Annotated in this window: 17 protein-coding genes and 2 tRNA genes; 7 read left to right on the top strand and 12 right to left on the bottom strand. The window is 67.9% G+C overall.

Annotation, left to right across the window (positions count from 1 at the left end; translation table 11 throughout):
* Positions 1–202: 202 nt before the first annotated feature.
* From prmC to ASE67_RS07460, 4 genes are read right to left on the bottom strand one after another with little or no spacing between them, the layout of a single operon-like run.
* Complete coding sequence (gene prmC, locus ASE67_RS07475; RefSeq protein ID WP_055758595.1) at positions 203–1,027, bottom strand: peptide chain release factor N(5)-glutamine methyltransferase; 825 nt, start codon at positions 1,025–1,027, stop codon at positions 203–205.
* Positions 1,020–2,090, bottom strand: coding sequence for a peptide chain release factor 1 (prfA, locus tag ASE67_RS07470; RefSeq protein ID WP_055758592.1), 1,071 nt, complete (start codon positions 2,088–2,090; stop codon positions 1,020–1,022). The genes prmC and prfA overlap by 8 nt, the downstream gene beginning before the upstream one ends.
* Complete coding sequence (hisS, locus tag ASE67_RS07465) at positions 2,087–3,379, bottom strand: histidine--tRNA ligase (RefSeq protein WP_055758589.1); 1,293 nt, start codon at positions 3,377–3,379, stop codon at positions 2,087–2,089. The genes prfA and hisS overlap by 4 nt, the downstream gene beginning before the upstream one ends.
* Before the next feature lie 42 nt (positions 3,380–3,421).
* Positions 3,422–4,762 carry a cation:proton antiporter gene (locus ASE67_RS07460; RefSeq protein ID WP_082456999.1) on the bottom strand — a complete coding sequence of 447 codons (1,341 nt, stop codon included), beginning with the start codon at positions 4,760–4,762 and terminating at the stop codon, positions 3,422–3,424.
* A gap of 132 nt (positions 4,763–4,894) precedes the next feature.
* On the opposite strand from ASE67_RS07460, the gene ASE67_RS07455 reads away from it, so the two are divergent.
* A tRNA-Gly gene (locus ASE67_RS07455) sits at positions 4,895–4,968 on the top strand.
* 8 nt (positions 4,969–4,976) lie between these two features.
* Here the strand turns inward: ASE67_RS07455 and ASE67_RS07450 are convergent.
* Positions 4,977–5,297, bottom strand: a complete 321-nt coding sequence (locus ASE67_RS07450; RefSeq protein WP_055759313.1) for a YnfA family protein — start codon at positions 5,295–5,297, stop codon at positions 4,977–4,979.
* A gap of 44 nt (positions 5,298–5,341) precedes the next feature.
* Positions 5,342–5,428, bottom strand: a tRNA-Tyr gene (locus ASE67_RS07445).
* A gap of 178 nt (positions 5,429–5,606) precedes the next feature.
* Here ASE67_RS07445 and rlmB point away from each other — a divergent pair.
* Positions 5,607–6,359, top strand: a complete 753-nt coding sequence (gene rlmB, locus ASE67_RS07440) for a 23S rRNA (guanosine(2251)-2'-O)-methyltransferase RlmB (protein ID WP_055758586.1) — start codon at positions 5,607–5,609, stop codon at positions 6,357–6,359.
* A 307-nt stretch (positions 6,360–6,666) separates the two neighbouring features.
* Here rlmB and ASE67_RS07435 read toward each other — a convergent pair whose 3' ends face one another.
* Positions 6,667–6,984, bottom strand: a complete 318-nt coding sequence (locus tag ASE67_RS07435) for a 2Fe-2S iron-sulfur cluster-binding protein (protein WP_055758583.1) — start codon at positions 6,982–6,984, stop codon at positions 6,667–6,669.
* Positions 6,985–7,045: 61 nt separating this feature from the next.
* Between ASE67_RS07435 and ASE67_RS07430 the strand changes: the two genes are divergently transcribed.
* Positions 7,046–7,690 carry a DNA-3-methyladenine glycosylase family protein gene (locus ASE67_RS07430; protein WP_055758580.1) on the top strand — a complete coding sequence of 215 codons (645 nt, stop codon included), beginning with the start codon at positions 7,046–7,048 and terminating at the stop codon, positions 7,688–7,690.
* 508 nt (positions 7,691–8,198) lie between these two features.
* On the opposite strand, the gene ASE67_RS07425 is transcribed toward ASE67_RS07430, so the two are convergent.
* The 3 genes from ASE67_RS07425 to ASE67_RS07415 form a co-directional block, all read right to left on the bottom strand.
* Positions 8,199–8,513, bottom strand: coding sequence for a hypothetical protein (locus ASE67_RS07425; protein ID WP_055758578.1), 315 nt, complete (start codon positions 8,511–8,513; stop codon positions 8,199–8,201).
* Positions 8,510–10,174 (bottom strand): DNA repair protein RecN, encoded by a 1,665-nt coding sequence (recN, locus tag ASE67_RS07420; protein WP_055759310.1) that lies wholly within the window; start codon positions 10,172–10,174, stop codon positions 8,510–8,512. Before recN ends, ASE67_RS07425 begins: the two co-directional genes overlap by 4 nt.
* Positions 10,175–10,429: 255 nt before the next feature.
* Positions 10,430–11,386, bottom strand: a complete 957-nt coding sequence (locus ASE67_RS07415) for an outer membrane protein assembly factor BamD (protein ID WP_055758576.1) — start codon at positions 11,384–11,386, stop codon at positions 10,430–10,432.
* A gap of 95 nt (positions 11,387–11,481) precedes the next feature.
* Here ASE67_RS07415 and ASE67_RS07410 point away from each other — a divergent pair, with 95 nt between their 5' ends.
* Together ASE67_RS07410 and ASE67_RS07405 are read left to right on the top strand one after the other, a co-directional pair.
* A complete protein-coding gene (locus tag ASE67_RS07410; protein ID WP_055758574.1) occupies positions 11,482–12,306 on the top strand; it encodes a class I mannose-6-phosphate isomerase in 825 nt (274 codons plus the stop codon).
* Between the two features lie 93 nt (positions 12,307–12,399).
* Positions 12,400–12,966 (top strand): glycine zipper 2TM domain-containing protein, encoded by a 567-nt coding sequence (locus ASE67_RS07405; protein WP_055759309.1) that lies wholly within the window; start codon positions 12,400–12,402, stop codon positions 12,964–12,966.
* Here ASE67_RS07405 and rarD read toward each other — a convergent pair.
* A complete protein-coding gene (gene rarD / locus ASE67_RS07400; protein WP_055758571.1) occupies positions 12,963–13,868 on the bottom strand; it encodes an EamA family transporter RarD in 906 nt (301 codons plus the stop codon). The genes ASE67_RS07405 and rarD overlap by 4 nt on opposite strands.
* 5 nt (positions 13,869–13,873) lie before the next feature.
* Positions 13,874–14,095, bottom strand: a complete 222-nt coding sequence (locus tag ASE67_RS07395; protein WP_055758567.1) for a hypothetical protein — start codon at positions 14,093–14,095, stop codon at positions 13,874–13,876.
* 125 nt (positions 14,096–14,220) lie between these two features.
* Here ASE67_RS07395 and ASE67_RS07390 point away from each other — a divergent pair, with 125 nt between their 5' ends.
* Complete coding sequence (locus ASE67_RS07390; protein WP_055758564.1) at positions 14,221–14,934, top strand: hypothetical protein; 714 nt, start codon at positions 14,221–14,223, stop codon at positions 14,932–14,934.
* Positions 14,935–14,983: 49 nt separating this feature from the next.
* Positions 14,984–15,427, top strand: a complete 444-nt coding sequence (locus ASE67_RS07385; protein WP_055758560.1) for a hypothetical protein — start codon at positions 14,984–14,986, stop codon at positions 15,425–15,427.
* Positions 15,428–15,462 lie beyond the last annotated feature (35 nt).

Genomic DNA, 15,462 nt, shown 5'->3' with positions numbered 1-15,462 from the left:
ATCCCGGGTGCGAGCCACTTCGCGAAACGATGCACGGGCACCGTCCGCCTGCCATGACCACCGGACGACAGTGGTTCACATGACGATGGAAGGAGCCACGCCCCGCAATCGACGCCTTGGTCGATGGTGCCTGCCCCGCTGCCGGTCTTAGCGGGTGCATCGGGGTTCTCCAAGCGGAAAGATGGGGTCCCGGTTCGTCTCGTCAACCGGCCACGACGCAGCGTGCCCGGTCACCCAGATCGCGGACCAGCCGCGCGGGCAGACCGGCGTCCCGCACCAGCGCCATCACCGCATCGCCCTGCGCATGGCCGATCTCGATCGCGGCGATCCCGTTCGGCGCGAGCAGTCGCGGCAGTTCGGGGATGATCCGGCGATAATCGTCCAGCCCGTCCGCCCCGGCGAACAGCGCACCGGCCGGTTCGTGGCCGACAACCTCACGCGGCAATGCTTCGTCGGTGCCGATATAGGGCGGGTTGGCGAGGATCAGGTCGAAGCGGCCATCGATCCCCGCCGTCCAGTCGCCCTGCATCCACGTCGCGCGCCCGGTCATCCCCAGCGCCTCGCCATTGCGCCGGGCATAGTCGAGCGCGACGCCCGAGGCATCGACGCCCAGCCCCGTCGCCTCGCGCCACTCGTCCAGCGCGGCGAGCAGCAACGTACCCGGCCCGGTGCCGAGGTCAAGGATACGCGCGGGCGAACGTCCGCCGAAATGCGCCACCGCTGCCTCGATCAGCGTCTCGCTATCGGCTCGCGGGACCAGCACGCCGGGACCGACCAGCAGGTCGATCGTCCAGAAGGCGCGGCTGCCGGTGATGTAGGCGACCGGTTCATGGGTCAGGCGGCGTTCGACCAGCGCTTCGAAGTCCGGCGGTACCGGATCGTCGAGCCGCGCGAGCAGCATCGCCTCGCGCGTGCAGCCAAGCGCATGGGCGGCGAGCAGTTCGGCGTCGAGCCGGGGGGAATCGGAAACGCCCGCGATCCGCGCCGTCGCCGCGACCAGTGCGCGACGCAGCGTCGTCTCACCCATCCAGCGTCGCCAGCCGCTCCGCCTCGTCCTGCGCGATCAGCGCGCCGATCAGTTCCTCCATCTCGCCTTCCAGGATTTCGGGCAGGCGGTGGAGGGTCAGGTTGATGCGGTGGTCGGTCACCCGCCCCTGCGGGAAATTATAGGTGCGGATGCGCTCCGACCGATCGCCCGACCCGACCATCGACCGGCGGGTGCCGGCGCGCTCGTCGGCCAGCCGCTGGCGTTCGGCTTCGTACAGGCGGGTACGCAGGACCTTGAGCGCCTTCGCCTTGTTCTTGTGCTGCGACTTTTCGTCCTGCTGGATCACGACGAGGCCGGTGGGAAGGTGGGTGATGCGCACCGCCGAATCGGTCGTGTTGACCGACTGGCCGCCGGGGCCGGACGAACGATAGACGTCGATGCGCAGGTCCTTGTCGTCGATCTGGACGTCGACATCCTCGGCTTCGGGCAGGACGGCGACGGTCGCGGCGCTGGTGTGGATGCGCCCGCCGCTTTCGGTCGCCGGCACGCGCTGTACGCGGTGGACGCCGCTTTCGAACTTCAACCGCGCGAACACGCCCGCGCCGGTGACGCTGGCCACGACTTCTTTGTAGCCGCCCGCGTCCGACACCGATGCCGAGATCAGTTCGACCCGCCAGCCGCGATTGTCGGCATAGCGCTGGTACATGCGGAACAGGTCGCCCGCGAACAGCGCCGCTTCGTCGCCGCCGGTGCCAGCCCGGATTTCGAGCATCGCCGCGCGTTCGTCGGCCGCGTCGCGCGGCAGCAGGGCGAGCGACAGCGCGCGTTCGGCAGCTTCGAGCTGCTGGCGGTTGGCGTGGAGTTCCTCCACCGCCATCTGCCGCAGGTCGTCATCGGCGTCCTGCGTCATATAGGAGAGGCTCTCGCTCTCCGCGCGCAGCCGCCGCACCTCACCCGCCGCCTGCGCGACCGGCTCCAGCTCGGCATATTCCTTCGACACCGCGACGAAGCGGTCGCCGGGCAGGTCGCCGGTCGCCATCTGCGCCGCCAGCTCGTCGCGCCGCGCCTCGATCTGGGCGATGCGTTCGGGGGCGATGGTCATGCCAGCGCAGCTACCGCTTTGCGCACCACGTCGATTGCGCGCTCGACGTCGACTGTAGCTTTAGCACCGGTAGCAAGGTTCTTAACATGGACCATTCGATCCAACGGAATGTCGCTCTTCTGAAGCTCATCGAACTCGGTGCCGCCAACTTCAACAACGAGCTTAGAGCCGCCAACACGCTTGTACTCTTTGCCTAGATTGAGATCATCCTTGAACGGCATCCGAGTCACTATCCCGGCTCTGCGGAACGAAGCCGTTAGGTTTTGCGCCATCGCAATATAGCTTCGGTCAGTATGGAGGACCACGACCTCTGCCACCTCAGCAGATTTTTCCTCCAACAGCATCGCCAGCCGCTCGATCCCCGCCGCCCAGCCAACGCCCGGCGTCGCCGGCCCGCCAAGGCTTTCGATCAACCCGTCATAACGTCCGCCGGCCAGCACGGTGCCCTGCGCACCCAACCGGTCGGTGACGAATTCGAACGCGGTGTGGCGGTAATAGTCGAGCCCACGCACGAGGCGGTCGTTGCGGGTCCACTGGACCCCCGCCGCATCCAGCCCAGACGTGACCGCCGCGAAGAAGTCCGCCGCTTCCGGCGTCAGGAACCCGTCGATCCCCGGCGCGCTGTCGGCGATCGGCCGGTCGCGCGGGTCCTTCGAATCGAGGATGCGCATCGGGTTCTTGTCGAGGCGCTTGAGGCTGTCCTCCGACAGGTCGCCGCGATGCGCTTCGAAATGTTCGACCAGTGCGGCGCGCCATGCGTCGCGCGTCTCGGCATCGCCCAGCGTGTTGAGCTGCAGCGTCACGCCATCCGAAATGCCCAGTTCCTTGAGCAGCTGATCGGCCATTGCCAGCAATTCGACATCGGCCATCGGTTCAGCCGCGCCGATCACTTCGGCGTCGATCTGGTGGAACTGGCGATAACGGCCCTTTTGCGGGCGTTCGTAGCGGAACACGGGGCCGTGGGTCGCGAGCTTCAGCGGGGCGTGCTGCTGCCACCCTTCGGTCAGGAACGCGCGGGCGATGCCGGCGGTGAATTCGGGGCGCAGCGTCAGCGAATCGCCGCCGCGGTCCTCGAACGAATACATCTCCTTCGACACGACATCGGTCGTCTCGCCCAGTGAACGCGCGAAGACGGCGGTCGATTCGAACACCGGCACCTCGACCCGGTTGAAGCAGTAGAGCCGGCGGACGCGCTCGAACGTCTCAGCCACATGGGTGAAGCGCCGTTCGAAGTCACCGAAAATGTCCTGGGTGCCGCGAACCGGGCGCGGAGTCGTGATCTTTGCCATTGTGCGCGCGATTTATGGCGTCCGGGGTACGAACGCCAGTGTTTACGCAGGCACGTGTCCCAGTTCGCCACTGGCCCGCGCCCGCCTGCCGTACACCGCCTCGAACAACGGGGTCGCCATGACGGTCGTGACGATCGCCATCAGCACCAGCATCGCGAACAGGGTCGGGCCGATGATCCCCTTTTGCAGGCCGATATTGATGATGATGAGCTCCATCAGCCCGCGCGAGTTCATCAGCGCGCCGATGCCCAGCGCGGTGCGGTTATCCTCGCCCGCCAACCGCGCCGCTGCCCAGCAGGCGCCGAACTTGGCGAGGATCGACACCGCCAGTACGCCCAGCGCGATCAGGAGCAACGGCAGCGAGCTGACCGTATCCATCCGCGTGTTGAGCCCGGAATAGGTGAAGAACATCGGCAGCAGCAGGACGACCGCCAGCGGCTCGACCTTGCGCTTCAGTTCCTCGACGAAAGCCCCGCGCGGCATGAACACACCGAGGATGAAGCCGCCGAAGATCGCATGGATGCCGATCGCGTCCATGAAGAAGGCCGACAGGCAGAACAGCATCAGCGTGATCGACAGCACGGTCATGCTCATCTCGCCCCTCGCCTCGACCGCGCGGCCAAGGGGGGCGAGCAACCGCTTGCCGAACAGGATCAGGAAGACGGCGTAGAGCAGCGCCCCGCCGATCGCCAGGATGGCGACACCCGCGCCCGCGCCGAACGTCGCCAGCACGATCGCCAGCACGCACCACGACACCGCATCGTCGAACGCCCCGGCGGTCAGCGACAGCGTGCCGAGCGCAGTGTCGGCAAGGCCGCGTTCGTGGATGATCCGCGCCAGCATCGGAAAGGCGGTGAGCGCGATGCAGGCGCCCATGAACAGCGTCGCACTGCCGGTCGAAATCCCTGGCGCGAATAGGCCGGGGACCTTCAGCAGCAGCGGCGTAATCAGCACTGCGAGCAGGAACGGCATGGCAATGCCCGCCGCCGACACCATCGCCGCGCTGCGCGCCTTGGTCTGGAAATGGTCGAGCCGCAGCGTCAACCCGACGAGGAACATGTAGAGGCCCACGCCCAGCTGCGCGCCGGCATAGAGCACCCCGCGCGTTTCCTTGGGGAAGATCGCCGCCTGCAGATCGGGGAAGAACAGCCCGAGCAGCGAGGGGCCGAGGACAACGCCGGCGATCATTTCCCCCACCACCTGCGGCTGATTCAGGAAGCGCTTGCCCGCCCAGCCGACCACGCGGCACGCGAGCAGGATCACCGCCAGCTGCAAAAAGAAATGGATCGAATAGTCGGACGGCGCAAAGCTCTTCGCCGCCTGTACTGCGGGCCCGTGCGGGTTCAGCACATCGCCGATCGCGGCGCCCATTTCGTTCAGCATCGCACCCTCCCCCGGGCATATTGTGGTCGGAGCAATAGGGCGGCATGCCGTGAAAGCAAGGCGTTGCACGAGGCGGTTGACCTATCCCGCTTCGCTGTGGCAGGTGCATCGCCCTGACGCCGATGCGCGTGGGCGGGTATAGCACAATGGTAGTGCAGCAGCCTTCCAAGCTGAATACGCGGGTTCGATTCCCGCTACCCGCTCCAACCCCACATCATCGCGATCCGAACAGGATGACGGCGCAGCCGGCAAGGCACAGGCTGGCGCCGATCAGGTCGAACCGGTCTGGCACCATCCCCTCGACCGCCCAGCCCCACAGCACCGCGCCCAATACATAGACGCCGCCATAGGCCGCATAGGCCCGTCCGGCCCCGGCGGTGTCGCTCTGCGCGAGGAGCCAGGCGAAGGCGATCAGCGCGGCGATGCCGGGGATCAGCCACCATGGCGAACGATCGAGCCGCCACCACGCCCAGAAGGCGAAGCAGCCGGCGATCTCGCAGAGCGCGGCCAGAACGAAGACGAAGGGGGTCGGGATGGTCACCTCCCGCTGGGGCACCGCCGCGCTACCTGCGCGGGCGGTGGTGGACAGGGCTGGATTCGAACCAGCGTACGGGAAACCCGGGCAGATTTACAGTCTGCTGCCTTTAACCACTCGGCCACCTGTCCAGCCGCCACTCAGGCGGGCAAGCCGCTTGAGCGAGGGCGCCCATTGCCGTCCCGGCGCGGCGCTGTCAACGCCTGCCTGCAACTTTGTTGCCGATTTGCGCGTGGCCACCCGACGCGGCTATGACGCGGCGATGACTGCGCCGACCCCGGCCGCACCCCCACGACACGAAAGACCGACATGGCCCGCAAAGGACACCGCCCCAGCAAGGCATCGCCGCAACGCCCCCGTTTCTGGGGCCGGCACGCCGCCTTCGCCGCGCTCGACAACCCCGAGCGGGTGATCCGCAAGATCTGGTGCACGCGCGAAATGGGGTCGCAGCTGGTCCTGCCCGAAGGCGTGCCGGTGGTCTTTGCCGAAGTCGCCGACCTCGCCCGCCTCGTGCCCGCCGACGCCCCGCACCAGGGCATCGTGATCGAAGCCGATCCGCTGGAGGACATTTGGCTGGCGGACCTGATCGAACAGGGGCGCGACGACGACCGCCCGATCCTGTTGCTCGACCAGGTGACCGACCCGCACAATGTCGGCGCGATCCTGCGCTCGGCCGCGGCATTCAATTGCCTGGGCGTGGTCACGCAGGACCGGCACGCGCCGCCCGAATCGGGCACGGTCGCGCGGTCGGCATCGGGCGCGCTGGAGAGCGTGCCGTGGGTCCGGGTGGTGAACCTGTCGCGGGCCCTGGTCGAGCTGGGCGATGCCGGGTACTGGCGTGTCGGGCTGACCGGCCATACCGAGACGACGCTGGCGCAGGCGCTGGGGCCGAAGCGGGTCGCTTTGGTCGTGGGTGCCGAGGGCGAGGGCATGCGGCAGAATACCGCGGCGCATTGCGACATCCTCGCCAAGCTGCCGATTTCGGATCGGATCGAGAGTTTGAACGTGTCGAATGCCGCGGCGATTGCGCTGTATGCGGTGGCGATGGCGCAGCAGGACTGACGCAGCACGCTGCTGCGCAGCCCCTGCAAGCCCGGCCGGCGGGCCATCGGCCCGTCCGACGACATGGGCTTTGCCCATGGCGGGTTGCGTTCGCGGAACCCCGTTCTCGATACGGGCTCTCGACTTCGCTCGATCCCTACTCGAACCGAACGGGATGGGTGGGGAAAGGGTCGGTCCAGAGCCCGACTGCCCCAAACACCAAAGCGGCATGGGCAAAGCCCATGCCGTCGGTCGGGCCGAGAGCCCGCCGGCCGCGCTTGGAAGGGCTGCGCGCCAGCTTGCGCTGCCGCGTCAGTCCTCCTTCGCGTCAATCCTCGGCCCCAATGGTGACCCGCATCCCCTCCAGCTCCGCCGTCACCGGCAGCTGGCACGACAGTCGCGAGGTCGCGTCACGGTCGTCGACTGCATCGAGCAGGTCGTCCTCGTCCGGGCTGACCGGCGGCAGGCGGTCGAGATAGGCCGCATCGACATGGACGTGGCAGGTCGCGCACGAACAGCAACCGCCGCACAGCGCCAAGATATCGTCGAAGCCGTTGATCTTCAGCACTTCCATGACGGACAGGCCGACCTCTGCGTCCACGGTTCGTTCTTCCCCGGCACGGTCGACGACGGTAAGCGTTGGCATCTGATCTTCTCCCTGTTCGCCGTCCCATGCCGGGGCGACCGACGCTTTTCAAGGACCCGCCATGGGACTTTCCGCCGAACAGCTGCGCACGTCGCTGGATGCGCTGGCCGCGCGTGAGCCTGCCTTTGCGGCGGCGCTGGCTTATGCCGGCTATCCCGAACCGCGCATCCGCGAGCGTGGCTATGTGACGCTACTGCGCACCATCGTCGGACAGCAGGTGAGCTACAAGGCGGCGGACGCGGTGTGGAAGAAGCTGGAGGCGTTGCTGGGCGATGCGGCCGACCCCGCGATGATCGCCACCAAGACCGACGAGGAGCTGCGCGCCGCCGGGCTGTCGCGGCAGAAGAGCGGCTATGCCCGGAGTCTCGCCGACGAGGTGCTGAGCGGGCGGCTCGACCTCGCCCATCTGCCGGAGGATGACGAGGAGGCCATCGCGCAGCTGGTGCGGGTGAAGGGGATCGGGCGGTGGTCGGCCGAAATCTACCTGTTGTTCGCCGAGGGGCGGCTGGACGTGTGGCCGGCGGGCGACTTGGCGGTGCAGGTCGAGATCGGCAAGATCCTGGGCCTGCCCGAGCGGCCGACCGAGAAGCAGATCCGCGAGCTGGCCGAACAATGGCGCCCGCATCGCAGCGCGGCGACGGTGTTCGCGTGGCACCATTATATGTTCGATCCGGCGACGCAGGCAGCGAAGAACAGCGCGATTTAGCGCCGGCCAAGGTCCAGCATAGCTGGACCAAGGCTCAAGGCGCGTCCGGCCGGCGGCGCGAAAAGCGCCGACCGACGGCACCGGCTTTGCCGGTGACGCTTCGTTGAAAACAAAGCCTTTTCCGGCCAAAGTTCACAAAGTTCACACTCGCCGCGTTTTTGCACACCATTTGCGGTTAGCTCGCAATAGCGATGGAATTGTCAAAGAGCGGAGCGACGCTGACAGCCCGATCCGGTGTAGGAAAACGATTTCCACCGTGCGGAGTTCCCGGCCACGCTGCCTCCGGAAATCGGAGGAGATCAGGCGCCGAACGCTTCTGCTTGCCGCCCTGTCGACGACCGCGCCACTCACCGCCCCGCCGCCGAACCGGCCACACCCTATGTAAAGACGATGGCGCTGCATCTGGCGGCGGACGGGCGTCAGTTTCCACATCCGTGATGGCGTGGAGCCGATGAAGAAGAAGCGGGACCCCGGATCAAGTCCGGGGTGACGTTGTGGGTTGTGCTATCTACCGCCCTGCCCACCAGTCGGCATAGGGCGTGTTCGCTACCTTATGCTGATTATAGTCAGGCGCGCCGTCGTCCCACCAGACGGGGCCGCGTTCGCCGAGGCCCACCTTCGCCGCATCGACTGCCTTGCGCGCCTTCGCGACCGCCGCGTCGTCGGCGGCGCGCTTGCCTGCGCCTACCGCGCGGCGGGCGTCCATCAGGGCATGGACCAGCCGGTCGCGCTCCGCTTCTGGCAGGTCGGGCCGGGTCGCGCGCCAGAGCACACTGTCGACCACGATATAGCGGCCATCGGGCGTGCGTGGCGGGTCGGTCATGCCGGTTCGATCAGCCGCCGTGCCTGCGCCCGTGCCTCGTCAGTGATTTCCGCGCCCGAGAGCATCCGGGCGATTTCCTCGCGGCGTTCGTCGCTGGTCAGCGGGCGGACGCCGGTGCGGGTGACGGTGCCGTCATGCGCCTTGGCGATCAGCAGGTGGCGGTCGCCGCGCGCCGCGACCTGCGGGCTGTGGGTGACGACGAGCAGCTGCGTGGCGCGCGACAGGCGGTGGAGCCGGTCGCCGATTGCCGAGGCGACCGCGCCGCCGACGCCGCGATCAATTTCGTCGAAGATCATGGTTGCCGCCCCGCCCTCTTCGGCCAGGGCCACCTTCAGCGCGAGGATGAAGCGCGAGAGTTCGCCGCCCGACGCAATCTTTGCCAGCGGGGCGAAGGGTGCGCCGGGGTTGGTCGAAATCTCGAATTCCACCCGGTCGCGGCCCGACGACGACCATTGCCCGTCGTCCAGTTCGGCGACGATGGTGCGGAACCGCGCGGCGTCGAGCTTCAGCGGGGCGAGTTCGCCCGCCACCGCTGCGTCGAGTCGCGCGGCGGCTTCGACGCGGGCGGCGTGGACGCGATCGGCCTCCTTGGCATAGGCGGTGCGTGCCTTGGTCACGGTCGCCTCCAGCTTGCCGAGGCCCGCTTCACCCGATTCGAGCAGGGCGAGTCGCGCGGCGAGGTCTTCGGCGAGGGTGGCGAGGTCGTCGGGCTGGACGCGGTGCTTGCGCGCCATCGCCCGCAGCGCGAACAGGCGGGATTCGTCGTCCTCCAGCGCGCCGGCGTCGAAGGCCAGTGCGTCGGTCGCGTCACGCAAGGTGGTCTCGGCGGCTTCGGCTTCGACCAGCGCGCGGTCGACCGCCGCCAGCGATTCGGTCAGCGCGGGATGCGCGTCGGCGATGCGTTCGAGCGCGCGGGCGGCCTGGCGGAGCGCCGACAATGCGCCGTTCGGGCCGTCGAGTCGTTCCTCGACCTGCGTCAGATCATCGGCGACCTTCTCGGCGCGCTGCATCGAACGGCGGCGTTCGGCCAGCGTCTCTTCCTCGCCCGATTCGGGGGCGAGTGCCGTCAGTTCGGCGACGGCATGTTCCAGCCATTCGCGGTCGCGCTGCGCCACCTCGATCTCGGCCAGCGCGGCGCCAAGGGCCGCTTCGGCGGTGCGCCAGTCGCGATAGGCGCGCGACAGCGACGCAGTGTCGATTCGGCCGAACCCGTCGAGCAGGCTGCGGTGGCCGCGCGGATTGAGCAGGCCGCGATCGTCGTGCTGGCCGTGGATCTCGACCAGATACGGGGCAATGTCGCGGAGAAGCCCGGCGGAGGCCGGCTGATCGTTGACGAAGCCGCGGCTGCCGCCATCGGCCTTGACGATGCGGCGGATGATGAGCGGTTCGCCGGGTTCGAGATCGAGGCCGTTGTCATCGAACAGCCGCGCGACCGGGCTGTCGGGCGCAGGGGCCCCGAAGATCGCGGTGACGGCAGCCTGTTTCGCGCCGTGGCGAACCAGCGCGGTATCGCCGCGTGCGCCAAGCGCCAGACCCAGCGCGTCGAGCAGGATCGATTTTCCCGCGCCGGTTTCCCCGGTCAACACGCCCAGACCAGCAGCGAAATCGAGGTCGAGCGCCTCGATCAGCACCACGTCACGGATGGAAAGCGCCGTCAGCATCGCGCCCTCCATAGCGGCGGAACAGCGCAAGAACAAATGGCTTCGTGCGGCATCGCGGGGGAACGGATGGTGCGGGGGTTCGATCCGTCGGCGTTCGGCGGTCGCCTTCCTTCTTCGTCACCCCGGACTTGATCCGGGGTGCCGCTTTCACCGGCCGGCGAAGAGGAAGAAGAAGCGGGACCCCGGGTCAAGCCCGGGGTGACGGTTGTGGGATGCGGTCGTCATTCCCGCCGGCGCAGGAATGACGATGGGGTGTCAGTTCCCCGTCGAACCGGTGGTCGTGCCACCCGTCGTCGGGCCGGTCGGCGACGGCGTGACCGCCGGCGGCGTCTTGGGCGCGGGCGTGGGATCGTCGCCCGGTTCGACCGTGACCGTGCCCGAGGGCGGCGGCGCGGGCGGCGCGTATTTCACCGGGATCGGCTTGGGCGGCGGCGGCGACTTGTCGTTGATGAGGTCGTAGGCGCGCTTGTACCAGTCGGTGCCCGGATAGTTGGCCCCCAGCACCGCCGCCGACTTCTTGGCCTCTGCCGGCACGCCCAGCGCCAGATAGGTTTCGGTCAGGCGCATCAGCGCTTCGGGCGCATGGGTCGTCGTCTGATATTGATCGACGACCGAGCGGAAGCGCATCGAGGCGGCGAGCCATTGGCCGCGCTGCTGATAGAAGCGGCCGATCTCCATTTCCTTGCCCGCCAGGTGATCGCGGACCAGATCGAGCTTCAGCCGGGCATCGGCGGCATAGGGCGTGTTGGGATAGCGGCGCGAGAGTTCGCCCAGCGCGTCCATCGCCTGCATCGTGATCTTCTGGTCACGGGTCACGTCGCTGATCTGTTCGTAATAGCTGAGCGCGATCAGGTAATAGGCATAGGGCGCGTCGCGGTTGCCGGGGTGGACCGACAGGAAACGCTGCGCACCGGCAATCGCCTTCGTATAGTCGGCGTCGAGATAATAGCTGAACGCACCCATCAGCTGCGCGCGGCGGGCCCAGACCGAATAGGGGTGCTGGCGCTCCACTTCGTCGAACAGCGCGGCGGCGACCTTGTACTGGTGGCGGTCGAGCCGGTCCTTGGCGGCGGAATACAGCGTGCCCACGTCGCGGGCGACATAGGGCAGGTCGCGGCCCGCACCGGCACCGCCACGGGCACAGCCGGAGAGGCCGAGACCGGCGATGGCGACGAGGATGAGCGCAGACGCGCGGGTCGATAGGGTACGCATATGGGCGATGCTTCTACTGCCACAGGGGTAGCGCGAACAGTCCCTTTCGCGCATGAGCACGCGGACCCGTTCAACGACGTTCCGGAGCGTAACCCATGCCCGTCACCAAGCTCGAAATGCACCGTGTCGAAAAGCCGTGGGGTCGCCATACCCTGGGCTTCGGATTCGCCGACCAGCCCGCCGATGCCGATCCGGTCGGCGAAATCTGGTACAAGGCGCCGGGCGACGACACGCCCGACCTGCTGGTCAAATATCTGTTTACGTCGGAAAAACTGTCGGTGCAGGTCCATCCCGACGACCGCCAGGCACAGGCACGCGGCCTGCCGCGCGGCAAGGACGAATGCTGGACGCTGCTGGCCGCCGAAGCCGACTCGACAATCGCGCTCGGCACGTTGGAACCGATGACCGCCGAACAGCTGCGCGATGCGGCGCTCGATGGGTCGATCGAGCAGAAGCTCGACTGGAAGCCGGTGAAGGCGGGCGATTTCTTTTATGCGAAGTCGGGCACGGTCCACGCGATCGGCGCGGGCATCACGCTGATCGAAATCCAGCAGAACTCGGAAACCACGTACCGGCTGTACGATTATGGCCGTCCGCGCGAGCTGCATCTGGACGACGGTGTCGCCGTGTCGGACGCGCGGCCGTTCGTCGCACCCGAAGCGCCGGGCAAGGTCAGCGACGATCGCACGATCCTGGTCAACGGGCCGAAATTCGTGCTGGAACGCTGGACCGGCGGCGCGCGCAACGTGACAGTTCCGGCCGGGGTCAAGGGCTGGTTCGTTCCGGTCACCGGCAATGGAACGGCGGACGGTACGCAATGGGCCGCCGGCGATTGCCTGACGTTCGAAGGTGACGTGCAAGTCGAGGCGAGCGACGACGCCGACCTGTTGTTCGCCTATCCGGGCGAACAATACGCCTGACGTGAAAATGAACGGAAGGTAGTTTTCCGTTCACGCAACTGGATAAGGGTACGCGTCGTTCTACTGCCCATCCTCTGGATAGGAGTGAAGACGATGCGTACCCCGATCCTTGCCGCGCTGGTTGCGGCCGTGACCCTGCCGACGATCGCCGCCGCCCCGGCGATGGCGCAGACCCCGCGCCAGGAATATCGCGACGAAGTGCGCGATGCCCGCCGCGATTATCGCCGCGACCTGCGCAATGCCGACAGCCCCCGCGATGTGCGCCGGGCCGACCGCGAATATCGCCGCGATGTGAACGATGCCCGCCGCGACCTGCGCCGCGACCAGCGCGACTGGCGGAGCTATCGCAACTATAACTACAACCGGTTCGAACCGGGGCAGCAGAACCGGTACTTCGCCGACCGCTATTATCGCGACGGCCGCTATTACCAGCCGCGCCGGCTGACCCGTAACGACCGCATCTATCGCGGGCAGGACAGCCGCTATTATTGCCGCCGCAGCGACGGCACGACCGGCCTGATCGTCGGTGGCCTGGGTGGCGGCGTGCTGGGCAATGTGATTGCCGGCGGCGATTCGCGCCTGCTGGGTACGCTGCTCGGCGGTGGTGCCGGTGCGCTGCTCGGCCGGTCGATCGACCGGGGCCAGGTGGTCTGCCGCTAAGCCCGATCCGGGGCGGCCTCGCGCCGCCCCGGCTTGCGTCCGCCGATGATATAGACGGCGAGCCCCGCCCAGATGAGGGCGAAACACCCCATCCGCACCGGCGTCAGCGTTTCGCCGAAGACGAGGATGGCGAGCAGGAACTGGAGCGACGGCGCCAGGAACTGCAGCATCCCCATCGTCGCCAGCCGCAACCGGCGCGCGGCCGCCGCGAACAGCAGCAACGGCGCGGTGGTGACCGCCCCGGCCAGCACCAGCAGCCAGGCCATCCCCGCCCCCTGATCGAACGCCAGCGGCTGCTTGCCCGACAGGAACAGCAGATAGCCGAGCGCGATCGGCGCGAGCAGCGTCGTTTCGACCATCAACCCTTCGAGCGCACCGACCGATACCGTTTTGCGGATCAGGCCGTAGAGCGCAAAGCTGATCGCGAGGCTGAGGCTGATGCCCAGCGCGATCCATGACGACCCAAGCGCGAACAGCGCCACCCCCGCCCCGGCCAGCGCCACCGCCGCCGCCTGTGTGCGGTTCATCCGTTCGCCGAGCAGCACGACGCCCAGCAGCACGTTCAGCAGCGGGTTGAGGAAATAGGCAAGGCTGGCAGCCAGCACTTCGCCGTGCAGTACCGCCCAGACATAGACCAGCCAGTTGATCGCGATGAACGCGGCGCTGGCGACGAGGTTGGCGAGCGCCCGGCGGTTGGCAAAGGCCGCGCGCAGCTGGCTGCCCCGCCCGACCGCCACGACGAGGACCGCGACCAGCAGCGCCGACCACAGGACGCGCTGCGCCACGATCTCACCCGCGTCGATCGGCCCCAGCAGCCGGAAATACAGGGGCAACAACCCCCACAGCACATAGGCGCCGACGCCGAACGCCAGCCCCCGCCGATCCGCCGCTTCGTCGGCCATGCCGGTTAGATCAGGCCGCCGGTCAGGAAGAGGCGCAGACCCGCGATGATGAGGATCACGAGGTTCAGGTTGCGGCCGGTATTTTTCGACGACAGCAGCCCGACGACGAAGCCGACCAGCGCGATCGGAAAGGCGATCCAGTTCATCAGCGAGACGATGGGGATGAGCGCGGGGATCGCGATCACCAGCGCGACGAGACCGATCAGGATCGAGACGATGTTCAACATGGGACACGACATGGCCCCGGCAGGCGCGCCGGGCAATGGCGATCGGCCATTTTTCCGTTACGGTGGAATCTTAACCCGCCGGCGATACCGTCGCGCGGACCTGACTTCGCGGGAGTGCGTCGCCGATGATTCGTGCCGTTTCGATCCTGGTGCCGCTGGCGCTGCTGGGTGCGTGCAACCAGGGCGCGCCGCCCGCGAACAATGTCGAGGCGCTGGATGCCGAACTGCTGCGCGGCAATGCCGGCGACCCGGCGGTGACGGCGGCGTTGCAGGACCAGATCATGGTCGACCCCAGCCTGACCGGGCAATCGGGCAATGGCGCGGTCAAGCCGGCCGACAAGCCGTACAGCGCCGCCGCCCCCGCCGCCAATGTCGCATCGGGCAGCGCGGCCAAGTCCGAATCGCTCGAAACGGCGCCCAAGGCCGGTGCCTGTCCGTCGTGCAAGGGCGGCCGCGAGGCGCTGACGCTGGGCGAACTGGCGGCGGTGCAAAAGGGCGGCAACCGGCAGTGCGCGGCCAAGGTCGGCTATAGTGCGGCATGGGCCAACCGCCTGCCCGCCGCCTTTGCGCTGCACCCCGATGCGCGCCTGTCCGAGGCGGCGGGGACCGATGCCGATGGCTGCCGGATGCGGGTGGTGAGCTTCACCATCGCCCAGCCGGTCGATCGCATGGTCGACTGGTATTACACGCGGGCGAAGAAGGGCGGCTATTCGGCCGAGCATCAGGCCGAGGGCGAACAGCATGTGCTGGGCGGCACGCGCGGCAATGCCGCCTATGCCGTGTTCCTGTCGCCCGAGGGGCGGGGCACGTCGGTCGACCTGATCGTCGACGGGGGCTGATCTTTACGCCTGGCGCCCGGCTCCCCATGTCGTTGCGGAGGGGAAACATATGCTGACCGTCGCCGCTGTGTTCGTTGCCTGTATCGTCTTGCTGCGGCTGTGGCCGGATGTGCCGGTTTCGCGGGTGCTGGCCGGGTTGCTGGTCGTGCCGGTGGCGCGGCGGTTCGCTTCGCTGACGCCGGGACACTGGCTGTTGTTCCTGATCCTGTCGGCGGCGGCGGGCACGGTGCTGTGGATGGGCGGCGACATGATCATCGTGTCGGCGATGGGGTCGCCCGAACTGGCCGGGGTGCTGCTGACGGTCGATGTCGCGGCGTATCTCGATGCGATGCTGGCGGCGCTGGCGGTGGCCGGCGCGGTGCGGGGGGTGTCGCTCAGGCTGTGGGTGGCGCGGGTGTTGCCGCGCGGGCGGGCGCGACGGACGCGGGCGGCGCGGGTCGCGCGCAAGGCGGCGAATGATGATGAGCCGGCGGGGGTTGGGCTGGCCGCCTGAGCCGTTACCGTCACCCCGGACTTGATCCGGGGTCC

The sequence above is a fragment of the Sphingomonas sp. Leaf23 genome (assembly GCF_001421585.1).
Classification (GTDB): Bacteria; Pseudomonadota; Alphaproteobacteria; order Sphingomonadales; family Sphingomonadaceae; genus Sphingomonas.
The sequence above is the reverse complement of the archived record's forward strand: the minus strand, read 5'-3'. Positions and strand labels throughout refer to the sequence as shown.